At 66.0% G+C, this 15,007-nt stretch carries 13 protein-coding genes; 8 read left to right on the forward strand and 5 right to left on the reverse strand.

Features of this window, described 5'->3' with window-relative positions; translation table 11 throughout:
- Both A5650_RS17280 and rraA read left to right on the forward strand, forming a co-directional pair.
- Window positions 1-2,865, forward strand: coding sequence for an adenylate/guanylate cyclase domain-containing protein (locus A5650_RS17280; RefSeq protein ID WP_067294060.1), 2,865 nt, complete (start codon window positions 1-3; stop codon window positions 2,863-2,865).
- Window positions 2,862-3,350, forward strand: coding sequence for a ribonuclease E activity regulator RraA (gene rraA, locus A5650_RS17285; protein ID WP_067294064.1), 489 nt, complete (start codon window positions 2,862-2,864; stop codon window positions 3,348-3,350). The genes A5650_RS17280 and rraA overlap by 4 nt, the downstream gene beginning before the upstream one ends.
- Here the strand turns inward: rraA and A5650_RS17290 are convergent.
- Window positions 3,347-4,822 (reverse strand): flavin-containing monooxygenase, encoded by a 1,476-nt coding sequence (locus A5650_RS17290; RefSeq protein ID WP_067294067.1) that lies wholly within the window; start codon window positions 4,820-4,822, stop codon window positions 3,347-3,349. The genes rraA and A5650_RS17290 overlap by 4 nt on opposite strands.
- A 79-nt stretch (window positions 4,823-4,901) precedes the next feature.
- On the opposite strand from A5650_RS17290, the gene A5650_RS17295 reads away from it, so the two are divergent.
- Together A5650_RS17295 and dinB are read left to right on the forward strand one after the other, a co-directional pair.
- A complete protein-coding gene (locus tag A5650_RS17295) occupies window positions 4,902-5,549 on the forward strand; it encodes a TetR/AcrR family transcriptional regulator (RefSeq protein WP_067294084.1) in 648 nt (215 codons plus the stop codon).
- Window positions 5,550-5,569: 20 nt separating this feature from the next.
- Window positions 5,570-6,802 carry a DNA polymerase IV gene (gene dinB, locus A5650_RS17300; protein WP_067294087.1) on the forward strand — a complete coding sequence of 411 codons (1,233 nt, stop codon included), beginning with the start codon at window positions 5,570-5,572 and terminating at the stop codon, window positions 6,800-6,802.
- Here the strand turns inward: dinB and A5650_RS26910 are convergent.
- Complete coding sequence (locus tag A5650_RS26910; protein WP_067294090.1) at window positions 6,791-7,339, reverse strand: hypothetical protein; 549 nt, start codon at window positions 7,337-7,339, stop codon at window positions 6,791-6,793. The two genes, dinB and A5650_RS26910, sit on opposite strands and share 12 nt — an antisense overlap.
- A gap of 44 nt (window positions 7,340-7,383) precedes the next feature.
- Window positions 7,384-8,388 carry a PHP domain-containing protein gene (locus tag A5650_RS17310; protein ID WP_067294217.1) on the reverse strand — a complete coding sequence of 335 codons (1,005 nt, stop codon included), beginning with the start codon at window positions 8,386-8,388 and terminating at the stop codon, window positions 7,384-7,386.
- A gap of 87 nt (window positions 8,389-8,475) precedes the next feature.
- Between A5650_RS17310 and A5650_RS17315 the strand changes: the two genes are divergently transcribed.
- Both A5650_RS17315 and A5650_RS17320 read left to right on the forward strand, forming a co-directional pair.
- Entirely contained in the window at window positions 8,476-8,853 is a 378-nt protein-coding gene (locus A5650_RS17315) for an ArsR/SmtB family transcription factor (RefSeq protein WP_067294093.1), read from the forward strand.
- Window positions 8,850-10,478, forward strand: coding sequence for a SulP family inorganic anion transporter (locus A5650_RS17320; RefSeq protein WP_067294097.1), 1,629 nt, complete (start codon window positions 8,850-8,852; stop codon window positions 10,476-10,478). Before A5650_RS17315 ends, A5650_RS17320 begins: the two co-directional genes overlap by 4 nt.
- Here A5650_RS17320 and A5650_RS17325 read toward each other — a convergent pair.
- Complete coding sequence (locus tag A5650_RS17325) at window positions 10,459-11,151, reverse strand: potassium channel family protein (RefSeq protein WP_067294221.1); 693 nt, start codon at window positions 11,149-11,151, stop codon at window positions 10,459-10,461. The genes A5650_RS17320 and A5650_RS17325 overlap by 20 nt on opposite strands.
- 187 nt (window positions 11,152-11,338) lie before the next feature.
- On the opposite strand from A5650_RS17325, the gene A5650_RS17330 reads away from it, so the two are divergent.
- A complete protein-coding gene (locus A5650_RS17330; protein WP_067294102.1) occupies window positions 11,339-12,835 on the forward strand; it encodes a potassium/proton antiporter in 1,497 nt (498 codons plus the stop codon).
- 39 nt (window positions 12,836-12,874) lie between these two features.
- Window positions 12,875-13,723, forward strand: a complete 849-nt coding sequence (locus A5650_RS17335) for an LLM class F420-dependent oxidoreductase (RefSeq protein WP_067294105.1) — start codon at window positions 12,875-12,877, stop codon at window positions 13,721-13,723.
- Between the two features lie 388 nt (window positions 13,724-14,111).
- Here the strand turns inward: A5650_RS17335 and A5650_RS17340 are convergent, their stop codons facing one another.
- Window positions 14,112-14,942 (reverse strand): polysaccharide deacetylase family protein, encoded by an 831-nt coding sequence (locus A5650_RS17340; RefSeq protein ID WP_231992648.1) that lies wholly within the window; start codon window positions 14,940-14,942, stop codon window positions 14,112-14,114.
- Window positions 14,943-15,007: the final 65 nt, after the last annotated feature.

Genomic DNA, 15,007 nt, shown 5'->3' on the forward strand with positions numbered 1-15,007 from the left:
ATGAAACAGCAATCTCCGCCATGCGGCACCGCGACGTTCCTCCTGACCGACTTGGAGGGGTCCACCCGGATGTGGGAGCAAGATCCGACGGCGATGAAGGCCGCCATGGATCGTCATGACGAGATACTCGAGAAAGCGATTGCGGCTCAACGTGGTTACGTGTTCGCCAAGATGGGCGACGGGATGGCAGCGGCGTTTGCAACCGCACGTGACGCCGTGGCGGCGGCAGCAACTATTCAGCATGCACTGGCCGACGAGACGTGGGTCACACCGGTTCCGCTGCGCGCTCGGATGGGACTACACACCGACGAGGCCATCGTGGTCAACGACAACAACTACGCCAGTCAGCCGGTCAACCGCTGCTCGCGTTTGATGGCTGCAGCCCATGGCGGACAGGTCGTGCTGTCCGCGTCCACCGAAACTCTGGTGCGAAACCAGCTTCCTGACGGAGCGGGCCTGATCGACCTCGGCGAACACCGGCTTCGCGATCTGGGTAGTCCGACACGGGTATTCCAACTGACTCTCGATGGTTTAGGTCAGGAGTTTCCCCCGTTACGCAGTCTGGCAACATTTCCGAGCAATCTCCCCGCGCAGGTGAGTTCATTCATCGGCCGCGAAGCCGACGTGGCGCGGGTGATTCGCGCACTGACCGATTCACGGGTCGTGACGATCACCGGTGTAGGCGGAGTCGGCAAGACCCGCTTGGCAATTCAGGTTGCCGCCGAGCTGCTTCCGCACTACCGGGAAGGCGCCTGGCTCCTCGAGCTGGCACCCGTGACGGATCCGCCGGGGGTAGCTGAAGCGATCTCACAGGTGTTCCAACCGAGCAATCGCGGCGGACAATCCCTGGATGATGTTCTGATCGAGACTCTCTCACAGAAGCACCTCCTACTTGTTCTCGACAACTGCGAGCACGTGTTGAGCTCGGTGGCGCAGATCGCCGCACGAATCGAGACGTCGTGTCCCGGTGTCGACATCCTGGCCACCAGCCGGGAAGGCATGGCCATCGACGGTGAACAGCTGATTGCGCTGCCACCGCTGGCTACAGGCGAGCCTCACGCCGACATCGAGAGCCTGCTCCGCACGGACGCCGCCAGGTTGTTCGTTGACCGGGCTCGGCGAGTGAAGTCGGACTTCGTGCTAAACGAGCACAACGCCCGCGCGGTGGTCGAGATTTGCCAGCGTCTCGACGGCGTGCCACTAGCCATCGAACTCGCGGCGGCCCGTGTCATCGCGCTCACTCCGGCGGACCTGTTGCAGAGGCTAGACCGTCGGTTCGAGCTGTTGGCCGGCGGGCGTCGCGGAGCGGTAGGACGGCACGCGACCCTCAGGGCGGCCATCGACTGGTCGTTTGCACTGCTCGACCCTGACGAACAACGCCTCCTCGCTCGCATGGCCGTGTTTTCCGGCGGTTTCACGCTCGAGGCGATCGAGGATGTCTGCAGCGGTGGACCCGTGCAACCTCAGGCGGTGCTCGATCTGGTCACCAGTCTGGTGACGAAGTCGTTGGTGGTCGCCGAGGAGCACGAAGCCGGGACGCGCTACCGCCTACTGGAAACACTCCGTCAGTACAGCGAGGAGTGGCTCGCCGAATTTGATGAGATCGGCACGACCCGTGGACGGCACTCCCGCTTCTACGCCGAGCTGCTCACCCAAGCCGCGCATGACATCGCGTCAGAGCGAGGCTGGTTTTCCGGCCTGGGTAATTGGACCCGAGGGGTCGGCCAGCGGCAAGTGGGCCTCGAGCGCGACAACATCCGATCCGCGCTTGCCAACGCGATCGCCGCCAATGACGTCGGTCACGCCGTACAGATCGTGGCTAACCATCCTCACCGACACCGCGCCAACGCAAACCGAATCGGCCAGATGTGGTCGGTACCGGCATCGGAAGTGATCGCGATACCCGGAGCTGCCGAACATCCCGAGTTTCCGCGCGTGCTGATGGTCGCGGCCTACGAGGCGCTTGACAGTGGCGACCCAAGGCGGGCGGCCGTATATTGCCGCCAGGCCCTGGATTCGGCTCAGTACGTAGTTCTGGAAGGTCCTCCGCTCGCGATCGACGCCTACACCTTACGAGCCGAGGAATCGTTGGCCAGAGGGTCCTACACCGAAGCGGTCCAAGCTTATTCGCAAGCAGCGGAACTGGCCGAGGCCAACGGCTACCCCGGGATTGCAGCCATATTTCTCGCCTACAGCGTCAGCAGTGCGCTGCTCGGCAGCATGGATTCCGACGCGGCCACCGCCAGGGCTGAGCGTGCGATGGTCTTGGCGCGCCGCTCCGACATGCCGGGAGCCACCGTCATCGCACTCAACGCGCTGGCGTTGTCACTGGTAGACACTGATCCTGAGCGATCCCGGGCGCTACTCGACGAGAGCGCGCAACGCTGTAGTTCGCCCAGCCAGGAGATCGCACCGGGTTTCATCACGGCGTCGTTGGTGGCCGGACGCTTACGCGACTGGCCACTGACGCTCTCCCTCGCCGGTCGAGCGATGTACATGTATCGCGGCATCATGAATCCCATGCATTCGGCTCCCTGCCTGGCCGAGTGCGCCAGGGCGCTGGCCGAGACTCGACCGGACGTCGCCGCGGTCCTCCAATCGGCCGCGTACTCCGCCTTCCGGAATGCTTCATTCTTCGAATCAGCCAAGATGCCATCGACGGCTTCGAAAACCACCGGTGGAAATTTCGTTTTTCAGGCTTTACGCGAAACCGGTGAGATCGTCGCGGCGGCGCTGGGACCCGTCCGCGCGCGTGAACTGCGCGGGATGGGAAGCGTGATGGGTCTGGACGAGGCGGTCTCCTTTGCGCTGACCAACATCGACCCCGTACTGCTCGCCGGGCCAATCGCTACCATCGACCGGTGAGCATCGAACCCCGACCCACCGCCGACCTTGTCGACGACATCGGCCCCGACGTGCGCAGTTGCGATCTGCAATTCCGCCAGTTCGGCGCGCGAGGCGAGTTCGCCGGGCCGATCGTCACCGTGAAATGCTTCCAGGACAACGCATTGCTGAAATCGGTGTTGTCCGAACCCGGTGACGGCGCGGTGCTCGTCATCGACGGCGACGGGTCGCTGCATTCGGCGTTGGTCGGTGACGTCATCGCGGGCCTCGGCGTCGACAACGGCTGGGCCGGTTTGATCATCAACGGCGCCGTCCGCGACTCCGCGACACTGCGCACCCTCGACATCGGCATCAAGGCGTTGGGCACCAATCCGCGGAAGAGCACGAAAACCGGTGCGGGCGAACGCGATATCGCGGTCGAGTTCGGCGGTGTCGTGTTCGAGCCCGGCCACATCGCCTACAGCGACGACGACGGCATCGTGGTCGTCGCTCCTGACGTGGGCTAGGCCGAAGCCTTCACCGACGCTTCGTGCTTGCTGAACTCGAGCGCCTCGTCGTTGACCTTGCCGCGACGGATCAACCGCACGTCGAGCAGGTAGTTCTGCTTGAGCCGCCACGGCGTGACATGTCCTGCCTTCGGCAGGTAGTCCAGTGCACGCAGGACATACCCCGGGGTGAAGTCCATCAGCGGGCGCTCGTCGACGCTGTTACCGGGATGCTTGGGCTCGAAGCGGTCGAATCCCTTGGCGTCCATGTAGTTCAGCACCCGGCAGAAGAACTCCGAAACCAGGTCGGCCTTCAGCGTCCACGATGCGTTGGTGTAGCCGATCGTGAACGCCATGTTGGGCATGTGGGTCAGCATCATGCCCTTGTAGGCCATGGTCTCGTTCAGCTCGATCGGTTCGCCGTTGCGCATGATCTCCGCCCCGCCGAACAACTGCAGGTTCAAACCCGTTGCGGTGATGATGATGTCGGCGGTCAGCTCCTCACCGGAAGCGAGCTTGATGCCGGTCTTGGTGAACCGTTCGATGGTGTCGGTGACGACGTCGGCCTTGCCGTGACGGATGGTCTTGAACAGATCTCCGTTGGGCGCCAGGCAGAGTCGCTCGTCCCAGGGGTTGTACCGGGGGCCGAAGTGCTTCTGCACGTCGTAACCCTCCGGCAGCCGGCGCTGCGCCATCGTCATCAGCTGCTTGCGCATGAAATTCGGGAAGCGCCTGCTGATCTGGTACTGCGCCGACTGGAACAGAATGCTCTTCCAGCGGTTGAGCACGTACGCCACCTTCTCCGGCAACGCCTTCTTGGTCTGGACGGCGAACGGGTCGACATCGGGCAGCGCGCCGATGTAGGTCGGCGAGCGCTGAAGCATCGTCACGTGGCCCGCTCCCGAGTTGGCCAGTGCCGGAATCAGCGTGACCGCGGTCGCGCCGCTGCCGATCACGACGATCTTCTTGCCCGTGTAATCGAGGTCCTCTGGCCAGTGCTGCGGGTGGATGATCGTGCCCTCGAAGTCGTCGCGGCCGACGAACTCGGGGGTGTAACCCTCGTCGTAGTTGTAGTAGCCGCTGGCGGCGAACAGGTAGGACGCGGTGATCTCCGCTTCCTCGCCATCGCGGTCGACGCGCACGGTCCAGCGGTTGTCCTGGTCCGACCAGTTCGCCGACAACACCCGGTGCTTGTAGCGGATGTGCTTGTCGATGCCGTACTCGGCCACCGTCTCCTTGAGATACGCCATGATCGACGGCCCGTCGGCGATCGCCTTCTCCGATGTCCACGGCTTGAACCGAAAGCCCAGCGTGAACATGTCCGAGTCGGACCGGATACCCGGATACTTGAACAGGTCCCAGGTGCCGCCGAGGTTCTCCCGGCGCTCCAGGATCGCGTAGCTCTTACCGGGGCAGCGGTCCTGCAGGTGCCAGGCGGCGCTGATGCCGGAGATGCCGGCTCCAACGATGACGACGTCGAGGTGTTCGCTCATGGTACCGGAGCGTATCAACGCTGTGTCGAGTTAGTCAACAGTGTGTCGAAAAAGTCGACACCGTGTAAAGTCATGGGTTGTGACCACCGTCAGTCAGTCCCGCGGACCGCGTGGGCGCCGTTCCGGTAGGCCCTCGGGCGACGACCGCGAACAGGCAATACTGTCCACGCTCGAGGCCTTGCTCGAGGAGCGCTCGCTGGCCGACATTTCGGTGGACGACCTGGCCAAGGGCGCTGGCATCTCCCGCCCGACGTTCTACTTTTACTTCCCGTCGAAGGACGCGGTGCTTCGCGCACTCGTCGAGCAGGTGATCGACGAGGCCGACCGCAACGCCGACGACGCGATGGGCGGCATGGACACCGCAGTGGATCCCGCCGGGGTCTGGCGGGCCATCAACGCCCTGTTCCGGACGTTCGGCTCGCATCGCGCCGTGACGCTCGCCGGGGCGGCCGCCCGGCCCAGCAACCCCGACGTGCGCACGCGGTGGTCGGGCTTCATGCAGAAGTGGATCGACTACACCACCGCGTCGATCGAAACCGAACGTGCGCGCGGCGAGGCGCCCGAGACGATCCCGGCACGTGATCTTGCGACGTCACTGAACCTGATGAACGAGCGCGCGATGCTCGCGGCCTTCGCTTCCGAGCAGCCGGCCGTCGACCCGGCGCAGCTCGTCGACACCCTCGCCCACATCTGGGTCACGAGCATCTACGGCACGGCTCGCCACTAGTCGGTCCTCGATGCGAACATATGTTCGTGTCCACCGGTCCCGGGCCCGGCGCGGCGAGCATTCTGCACGCCGACCTCGACTCCTTCTACGCCTCGGTCGAGCAGCGCGACGACCCGGCGCTGCGCGGCAAGCCGGTGATCGTCGGCGCCGGGGTCGTGCTGGCCGCCAGCTACGAAGCCAAGGCTTACGGGGTGCGAACCGCCATGAGCGGACGCGAGGCGCGCCGCCTCTGCCCCCACGCGATCGTCGCGGCTCCGCGGATGTCGGCGTATTCACAGGCCAGCGCCGCGGTCTTCGAGGTGTTCGGTGACACCACCCCGATGGTCGAACCACTCTCGGTCGACGAGGCGTTTCTCGACGTGTCGGGTCTGTGGCGGGTGTCGGGCACCCCGGTCGAGATCGCCGCGCGGTTGCGCGAGCGCATCCGAGAAGAGGTCGGCCTGCCGATCACCGTCGGCATCGCGCGCACCAAGTTCCTGGCCAAGGTCGCCAGCCAGGAAGCCAAACCCGACGGGCTGCTGCTGGTCCCACCGGATCGCGAGCTGGCGTTCTTACATCCGCTGCCCGTGCGCCGGCTGTGGGGCGTCGGGGTCAAGACCGCCGAGAAGCTGCACTCCTACGGCATCGAGACCGTGGCCGACGTCGCCGAGCTGAGCGAGTCCACTCTGGGCTCCCTTGTCGGCGGTGCGATGGGCAGCCGGCTTTTCGCCTTGTCGCACAACATCGATCGGCGGCGGGTGGTCACCGGCGTGCGTCGACGCTCGGTGGGTGCGCAGCGCGCGCTGGGCCGTCGCGGCAACACGATGTCCGCGCAGGAGGTCGACGTCGTCGTCGTCAACCTGGTCGACCGCATCACCCGGCGGATGCGCAAGGCCGGCAGGACCGGGCGCACCGTCGTCCTGCGTCTGCGCTTCGACGACTTCGGCCGTGCCACCCGCTCGCACACTATGCCCCGCGCCACGGCGTCGACGGAGGTGATCCTGCACGCCGCGCGTGGCCTCGTCGCCGCTGCAGCGCCGTTGATGACTGAGCGCGGCTTGACCCTCATCGGGTTCGCGGTGTCCAACATCGATCGCGATGGCGCACAGCAACTCGAGCTGCCCTTCGAAGAGAGCCACGACACGACCGCGGTCGACGAGGCGGTCGACCAGGTGCGTCGGCGGTACGGCAATGCGGCGGTGACGCGCGGCGTCTCCCCTACTGACGTGTGGGGCCGTGACCCTGGCTTCGAGGTCCCCCACCTACCCGACTGAACCGGGCCGTCCCTTGCGCGGCTGGGCTTTCTTCGCCTTGGCGGGCTGCTTCTTGACCGTCGCCTTCTTGGCCGACGCCTTCTTGGCCGCGACCTTCTTGGCCGCGACCTTCTTGGCCGCTCGCCTCGGATCCGGCGGCGGATTGGCAGCGCCGGTTTTTGCCGACTTCATCGGCGGCACAGTCTTTTTCGCAGGCGCTTTCTTGGCAGGGATCTTCTTGGCCGTCGCCTTCTTGACCGGAGCCTTGGACACCGCCTTGTTGGCGGGCATCTTCGGAACCGTCTTCTTGGCCGGAGCCTTCTTGGCGGCCACCTTCGTCGGCACCTTCTTGGCGGCCACCTTCGCCACGGTCGCCTTCCCGGCCGGAGCCTTCTTGGACGGCGCCTTTTCCTGCGGCGTCGGGGCCGCCGCGCCCTGGTCTTCGGACTCTCCACTGACGCGACGCACGATGCGTCCGGCCGTCTCGCCCGCGGCGTTCGCGAGCTCTGCCGCACGTGCGCCCAGCGCCGCGGCCGTCTCACCGATTTTTCGTCTCACAGACACCCTGTACCCCGTTCGGGTCGGTTAACCGTCGGCGATTTTCATGATCCGGCCCACGCCAACAGTCGATCGGCGGACCACGTGTTGACGATGCGGTCGACCGGCACCTCGGCGTCGAGCGCACGCTGCGCTCCGTACCCGAGGAACTCCAACTGCCCGGGCGCGTGTGAATCGGTGTCGATCGAGAACAGGCAACCGATGTCCAGCGCGAGCTTGAGCAGCCGGGTCGGCGGGTCGCGCCGTTCGGGCCGGGAGTTGATCTCGACCGCCGTACCGTGATCCCTACAGGCCGTGAACACCTTCTCGGCGTCGAACTTCGATTCCGGCCGCATCCCCCGCCCGCCGGTGACCAGGCGGCCGGTGCAGTGGCCCAGCACATCGGTGTGCGGGTTGGCGATGGCCTTGAGCATGCGGCGCGTCATCGACGGCGCGTCCATCGCCAACTTCGAATGCACACTGGCCACCACGATGTCGAGCCGCTCGAGCAGCTCTTCCTCTTGGTCGAGGGAGCCGTCCTCGAGGATATCGACCTCGATGCCGGTGAGGATCCGCAACGGCGCGACCGTCTCGCGCAACTCGTCGATGACGTCGAGCTGCTGGCGCAGCCGGTCCGGCGACAGGCCGTTGGCGATCCTCAGCCGGGGCGAATGATCGGTCAGCGCGCAGTACTCATGCCCGAGATCCCTTGCTGCCGACATCATCTCCTCGATCGGAGCAGACCCGTCCGACCAGTTCGAGTGCACGTGCAGATCACCCCGCAGCGCCGACCGGATGTCGCCACCGCCGAGATCCTTGGCGTTGGAACGCAGTTCGACCAGTACATCGGGCTCACGTCCGGCCCATGCCTGCGCGATGACCTTCGCGGTCTTGGGACCGATGCCCGGCAGCGACTGCCAACTGTTCGCGGTGCCGTGGCGGTCGCGTTCGGCATCGGAGAGCGCTTCGACGATGTCGGCTGCGTTGCGGTAGGCCATCACCCGGCGCGGGTCTTCGCGCGCACGGTCCTTGTAATAGGCGATCTGCCGGAGTGCGATGACGGGGTCCATCACCCCAGTGTGCCCGTTTTGCCCTTGCACACCCTGCCTCGATATGGTGGATTGCGACTTTACTCAATCCATCAATTGCTGAGATCCATGCCACATCGCTTTCCCGGTAGCCCCGAGCTGCCGCTCTACGAGATCAAAGCCAACTTGTTCAAGGCGTTGGCCCATCCGGCGCGCATCCGCGTCCTCGAGATCTTGTCGGCCAACAACGGGCCGACGTCGGTCAGTGAAATCCTCGCCGACACCGAGCTGGAGCCCACGCTGTTGTCCCAGCATCTTGCGGTACTCAAGCGTCACCACGTGGTCTCGGCGCAACGCGTCGGCAACTCGGTGATCTACGAACTCGCGCACCCGAAGATCTCCGAACTGCTGGTCATCGCGAGGGCGTTCCTCGCCGACGTCCTCGGCGCCCAACGGGATCAGTTGGAGGCTCTCAAGTCCCTGCCCCCGCTAAGGCACGACAAGTGAACCTCGTCCGCCTGCTTCCGGGCCGCCGCGACTATGCCGATCTCCCCCGATCGTGGCGACGCGACATCGTCGCCGGAATCACGGTCGGCGTCGTCGCCCTACCGCTGGCCCTGGCGTTCGGCATCAGCTCGGGCGTGGGTGCGGCGGCCGGTTTGATCACCGCCGTCGTCGCTGGGCTGGTGGCCGCCGTCTTCGGCGGATCGCATGTGCAGGTGTCCGGGCCCACCGGCGCGATGGCCGTCGTACTCGCCCCAATAGTGGCCCAATACGGCCTGGGCAGCATCGCCCTTGTGACCGTGCTGGCCGGGCTGCTCGTGCTCGCCGCCGGCGTCACCGGTCTGGGCCGCGCAGTCACCTTTATCCCCTGGCCCGTCATCGAGGGATTCACCCTGGGCATCGCCGCCATCATCTTTCTCCAGCAGGTGCCCGCCGCGTTCGGGCAAGGGAGCCCGGCCGGCGGCCGCACGTTGTCGGTGGCGTGGGGCGTTGTCCGACAGGCGGATTGGCCGTCGGCCGCGCGCACGTTAGCCGTGGTGGCCGTCGTCGCGGCGCTCATGGTGACGCTGCCGCGCCTGCACCGCGGCATCCCGGAGTCGCTGACGGCCGTGATCGTCGTGGCGGTCGCCGTTGTGGCCCTTGATATTCAGGTCACCAGCATCGGTGGGCTACCTTCGCATCTCCCTGCACCCGTCCTACCGCAGGTGGACCTGGCCGGGATGCGGACCCTCGTCGGTGCCGCCCTGGCGATCGCGGCGCTGGCTGCGATCGAGTCCCTACTGTCGGCGCGCGTGGCCGCCACCATGGCACCGACGGGTCCGTACGATCCCGACCGCGAACTCGTGGGCCAAGGCCTGGCGTCGGTGGCGTCGGGCGCCTTCGGTGGTATGCCCGCGACCGGAGCCATCGCCCGTACCGCGGTCAACGTGCGGTCCGGCGCCCGAACACGGGTCGCGGCCATCGTGCATTCGCTGGTCCTGCTCGCGGTCGTCTACCTGGCCACCGGGCCGGTGTCCGCAATACCGCTGTCCGCCTTGGCCGGCGTGCTGATGGTGACGTCGTTTCGGATGATCTCGGTGTCGACAGTGCGCAAGATCCTGCACTCCACCCGCTCGGACGCGGTGACGTTCGTACTCACCGCCGCGATCACGGTGTGCTTCGACCTCATCGAGGCCGTGCAGATCGGGGTGGTGGTCGCGGCGTTCTTCGCGCTGCGCGGCGTCGCTCGTCGGAGCAGCGTCACCCGCGAGGAGCTTCCGGGCCCTCGGCGCCCCGGCGACGACCAGATCGCACTTCTGCGCCTCGATGGAGCGATGTTCTTCGGAGTGGCCGAGCGCATCTCGAACGAGATCACCGGAACCGGCGAGCCGCGCACCTCGGTGGTGATCATCCGGCTCAGCCAACTGGGGATGCTCGATGCCACCGGCGCGAACACGTTGGCGCAGATCGCAACCGAGTTGGAGTCGCGCGGCATCACGGTGATCATCAAAGGCGTCCGGCCAGAGCACATGAGCCTGCTCACCAACGTCGGCGTTTTCGACTCACTCCGCCACGAGAACCACTTGATGGACTCGCTCGACGAGGCGATCAACCACGCTCGGACGCATGTCAGCTCTCGGGTGCTTTGACGGCGGTTGCCTGCATCGCCCCGTGCACCAGCGCCGCGACCTCGCCGTGCGTCGGCCCGCCGGTGAGAAACAGCATTTCGTCACCGGCCTCGAGCACATCGTCGGACTTGGGCAGCACGATCCCGCTGTCGCGGATGATGATCGCCAGCGCGGTGTTCTCCAGCAGCGGCAGGTCGCGCATCCGCTGACCGACCAGCGGATCGCCCTCGGGCAGTGTCAGTTTCGCCAAGCTCACCTGGCCGTGGCGCAACTGCATCAACCGCACAACGTGGCCGATGTCGATCGCACCCTCGATCGCCGCGACCAGTGCGCTCGGCGCCGAGACCGCCACGTCGACACCCCACGCCTCGGTGAACAACCACTCGTTGCGAAGGTCGTTCACCCGAGCCACCACGCGACCGACGCCGAACTCCGTCTTCGCCAGCAACGACGCCGTCAGGTTCACCTTGTCGTCGCCGGTGGCCGCGATCACCACGTCGCAGATCTGCAGCCCGGACTCCTCCAACGCCGACAGCTCGCACGCATCGGCGAGCAACCATTCCGCATCGGGCACCGACTGTGGTTCGTAGTGCCGGACGCTGTGTTCGATCAACAGAACCTTGTGGCCGTAGTCGATCAGCTCCTGTGCCACGGAGCGGCCGACCGCCCCGGCACCGGCGATGCCCACCCGCATCATCTGGCGCTCCTCGACGCGCTGCGGCGTGTCGGGACGCCGCCAGGGGAGCCGTATCACGCACCCATACTGACCCATCGCGGCGGCACTGCGCGCAGCTACCGGGTGAGACTCAACGGCCAGGACCCGTGGTAGGTGTTTTACTGCACCTCACACACCACCCACCCGGTTTCCGAACGGCGAGTAAATGACCCTGGAGCAGCTGTATCTCGTGCTGCTGCTCGCTGGGGTGGTGCTGCTGGCGAGCATCGTCGCCACCAGGGCCGCCAGCCGGGTCGGGCTGCCCAGCCTGCTGCTATTTCTCGGTGTCGGCGTCGTCGTCGGCGAGGACGGGCTCGGCCTTCAATTCGACAACTACCTGCTGGCGGATCACCTCGGCACGGTGGCGCTGGCCGTGATCCTCGTCGAGGGCGGTCTGACGACGCGGTTCTCCGACGTCCGGCGCGTGCTCGCGCCTGCGGGTGCCCTCGCCACCATCGGGGTTGCGGTCAGCATGGTCGTCACCGCCGCCGGTGCGCACCTGCTGCTCGGGATCGACTGGCAGCTGTCGCTGCTGCTCGGCGCCGTCGTCTCCGTCACCGACGCGGCCGCGGTGTTCTCGGTGCTCCGCGTGGTCCCTTTGCCCCGCCGGGTAGCCGGCCTTCTGGAAGCCGAATCCGGCTTCAACGACGCCCCGGCCGTGATCCTCGTGCTGATGTTCAGCGTGGCACCGCTGGAGCTCTCGCCCGTACACGCCATGGCGGAACTGGTCTACGAGCTGGCAGTCGGCGCCGCGGTCGGTCTGGGCGTCGGCTTTCTGGGCTCTATCGCGCTGCGCCGCATCGCGCTTCCGGCGTCGGGCCTGTACCCGCTGGCCACGTTCGGGCTGGGCATGGTCGCGTTCGCCGCCGCCGGCAGCGCACACGCCAGCGGATTTCTCGCCGCGTATGTGTCGGCGGTGGTGCTCGCCAACACCGGCCTTCCGCACCGGTCGGCCACGCGCTCGTTCGCCGAAGGTCTCGGTTGGCTGGCGCAGATTGGGCTGTTCGTCCTGCTCGGTCTGCTCGTCGATCCCAGCGATCTGGGCGTCGAGGTGGTTCCCGGCATCGTCACGGGCCTGGTGCTGTTGCTCGTTGCGCGTCCGCTGTCGGTGTTCTTGTCCCTCGTTTGGTTCCGAATACCCTGGCGCGAGCAGGTTTTCGTGTCGTGGGCCGGTCTGCGCGGCGCCGTTCCGATCGTGTTGGCGACATTCCCGATCGTCGGTGGTGTGCCCGACAGTGTCCGGCTGCTCAACATCGTGTTCATCCTCGTGGTGGTGTTCACGCTGGTGCAAGGCCCGAGCCTGCGCTTCGTCGCGCACCGGTTGGGATTGATCCCCAAGGAGGCGACGCGCGAGATTCACGTCGAGTCGGCTCCCCTCGATGTGCTGGACGCCGAACTGCTGACCATGACGGTGGAGGCGCCGTCGCGGTTGCACGGTGTCACGGTGCTGGAATTGCGTCTGCCCGATCCGAGCGTGATCACTCTGATCATCCGCAACGGCAGAACCTTCGTTCCGCAGCCCGACACCCGGATCTCGATCGGCGACGAACTGCTGATCGTCACCACCACCAAGACGCGCGCGATCGCCGAGCGCCGGCTGCGCGCGGTGAGCCGCCGCGGCAAGCTCGCCTACTGGTTCGATGAATTCGGTGAGGCCGAGTAGACAGGCAGCTCCCAGCCGGACCGGACTAATCTCGATTCAGTGAGATTCGCTTTCAAGACATCCCCGCAGAACACGACCTGGGCCGACATGCTGGCGCTGTGGAAGGCCGCCGACCAGATCGACGTGTTCGAATCCGGCTGGACGTTCGACCACTTCTATCCGATCTTCTCCGACCCGACCGGCCCGTGCCTGGAGGGTTGGGTGACGCTGACCGCGCTCGCGCAGGCGACCGAGCGGTTGCGCGTCGGCGTGCTGGTGACCGGCATTCACTACCGCCACCCCGCGGTCCTCGCGAATATGGCCGCCGCACTGGACATCGTGTCCAACGGCCGGCTGGAGCTCGGCATCGGCGCGGGCTGGAACGAGGAGGAGTCCGGGGCGTATGGCATCGAGCTGGGTTCGATCAGGGAACGGTTCGACCGGTTCGACGAGGCGTGCGAGATCATCACGAGCCTGCTGAGCCAGGAGACGACGTCGTTCGACGGCAAGTTCTTCCAGCTCAAGGACGCCCGCAACGAGCCGAAGGGTCCGCAGCGCCCGCACCCGCCGATCTGCATCGGTGGCAGTGGCGAGAAGCGCACGCTGAGGATCACCGCCCGGTACGCCCAGCACTGGAACTTCGTCGGTGGAACGCCGGAGGAATTCGCCCGCAAACGCGATGTGCTGGCCGGCCACTGTGCCGACATCGGGCGGGACCCGAAGGAGATCATGCTGTCGGCTCACGTCCGGCTGGACCCTGACCACAACTACGCCAAAGCCGTCGAGGAGGCCGCGGCCCTCGGGGAGGAGGGACTCGATCTGGCCATCATCTACCTGCCGCCGCCGCACGATCCCGCGGTGCTCGAACCGCTGGCCGATGCGATCGTGGGCTCAGGTCTACGAAGTTAGCCGCCGTTTCTGACGATCACGAAGATATAACGATTTGGCAAACGGCGGTAGAGAATGGCTCGGGGAGAGGAAAACCACCCCGTTCAGTTCGCTAGACGCCGTAGAGACGGAGCTCGTCGGCGGTGATGAGGCGCTCGGCCTTGGCCGGAAATTCGCGGCTCTTCAGCGGATGACGTAGGAGTGACCAGGCGATTCGGCTCACCCGGGACCGGGATAGCGGGTTGACATACACGGAACGGACTCCTGTGTCGAAACCGATAGCTGACCGGGGGCTAACCTTACCTCAGTGCCCTCATGCAGTCATTAGAACCCCGCCCCTGGGCAAACAGTGGTAGGCGCGCCGATGAATAGTCGGATGTTTTTAGAGTTGCTGAAGTGACAGATGTGACTACGACGGCGGGCGGAAGAACACGTCATCGAGCGTCACTGTCCGCAGCCTGCGCGCCTCGAGAATGTCGATCAACTGCCCGAAGACCTCGGTGACGGGTGGGTGGTTGAGGTGGCCGATGACGATCTTCTGCGGGGTGAAGTGTTCGGCGGCCATATGCACGACCTCGGCCGGCGGTATCCACTCGTGGTCCTCCAGCGTGCCCGACCACAACGTCTCAATGGTGTAGCCGAGGTCGCTCGAGACCTTGTCGACATGCGGACTGGTTGCGCCGTAAGGCGGGCGGAAGTACGGGCGCGCGTCGACTCCGTATGTCTTCCAGAGGAATTCGTGGTTGCGGCGCAATTGCTCGGCCACGTCAGCGAGGGGCAGCTTGGTGAGGTCCGGGTGTGACCAGGTGTGGTTGGCCAGCTGGATCTGGCCGTCGTCGACGAGCGGCCGCAGCAGGTCCGCATGGTCGGTCCAGGAGCGGTAGACGCCGTTGACGAAGTACGTCAGCCGTATTCCGGTGTCCTTGGCGAATTGCGTGTAAGCGCCCACCACGTCACTGCTCACCCCGTCGTCGACGGTCAGCGCGAGGAGGTCACCGTCACCGGGCAGACTGCTCAGCACCCCGTCGTCGGGCAACGCGACCCGTGCCGACTTCGGCGGCGGCGGCAACAAGCCGTCCGGGTCGGGCGCCTCGGCCGCCACCCCGGTCACCTGCGGCTGGCCGTCCGTCGAGCAACGGCTCAGTCCCACGGCGCCGACCGTAGCGATGGACAGGGCCGCGATGAAGTTGCGCCGGTTGAGCTCGAGCCCGGCGCGGACAGTTCGGTAGCGGCCGATCACCGCCATTACTGTCGCGCGTCAGGACGCGATATCCGTCCAATTGCGCCGCGTGTCGCGGCCGGCTA

The sequence above is a fragment of the Mycobacterium sp. 1164985.4 genome (assembly GCF_001668575.1).
In the GTDB taxonomy this organism is placed as follows: Bacteria; Actinomycetota; Actinomycetes; order Mycobacteriales; family Mycobacteriaceae; genus Mycobacterium.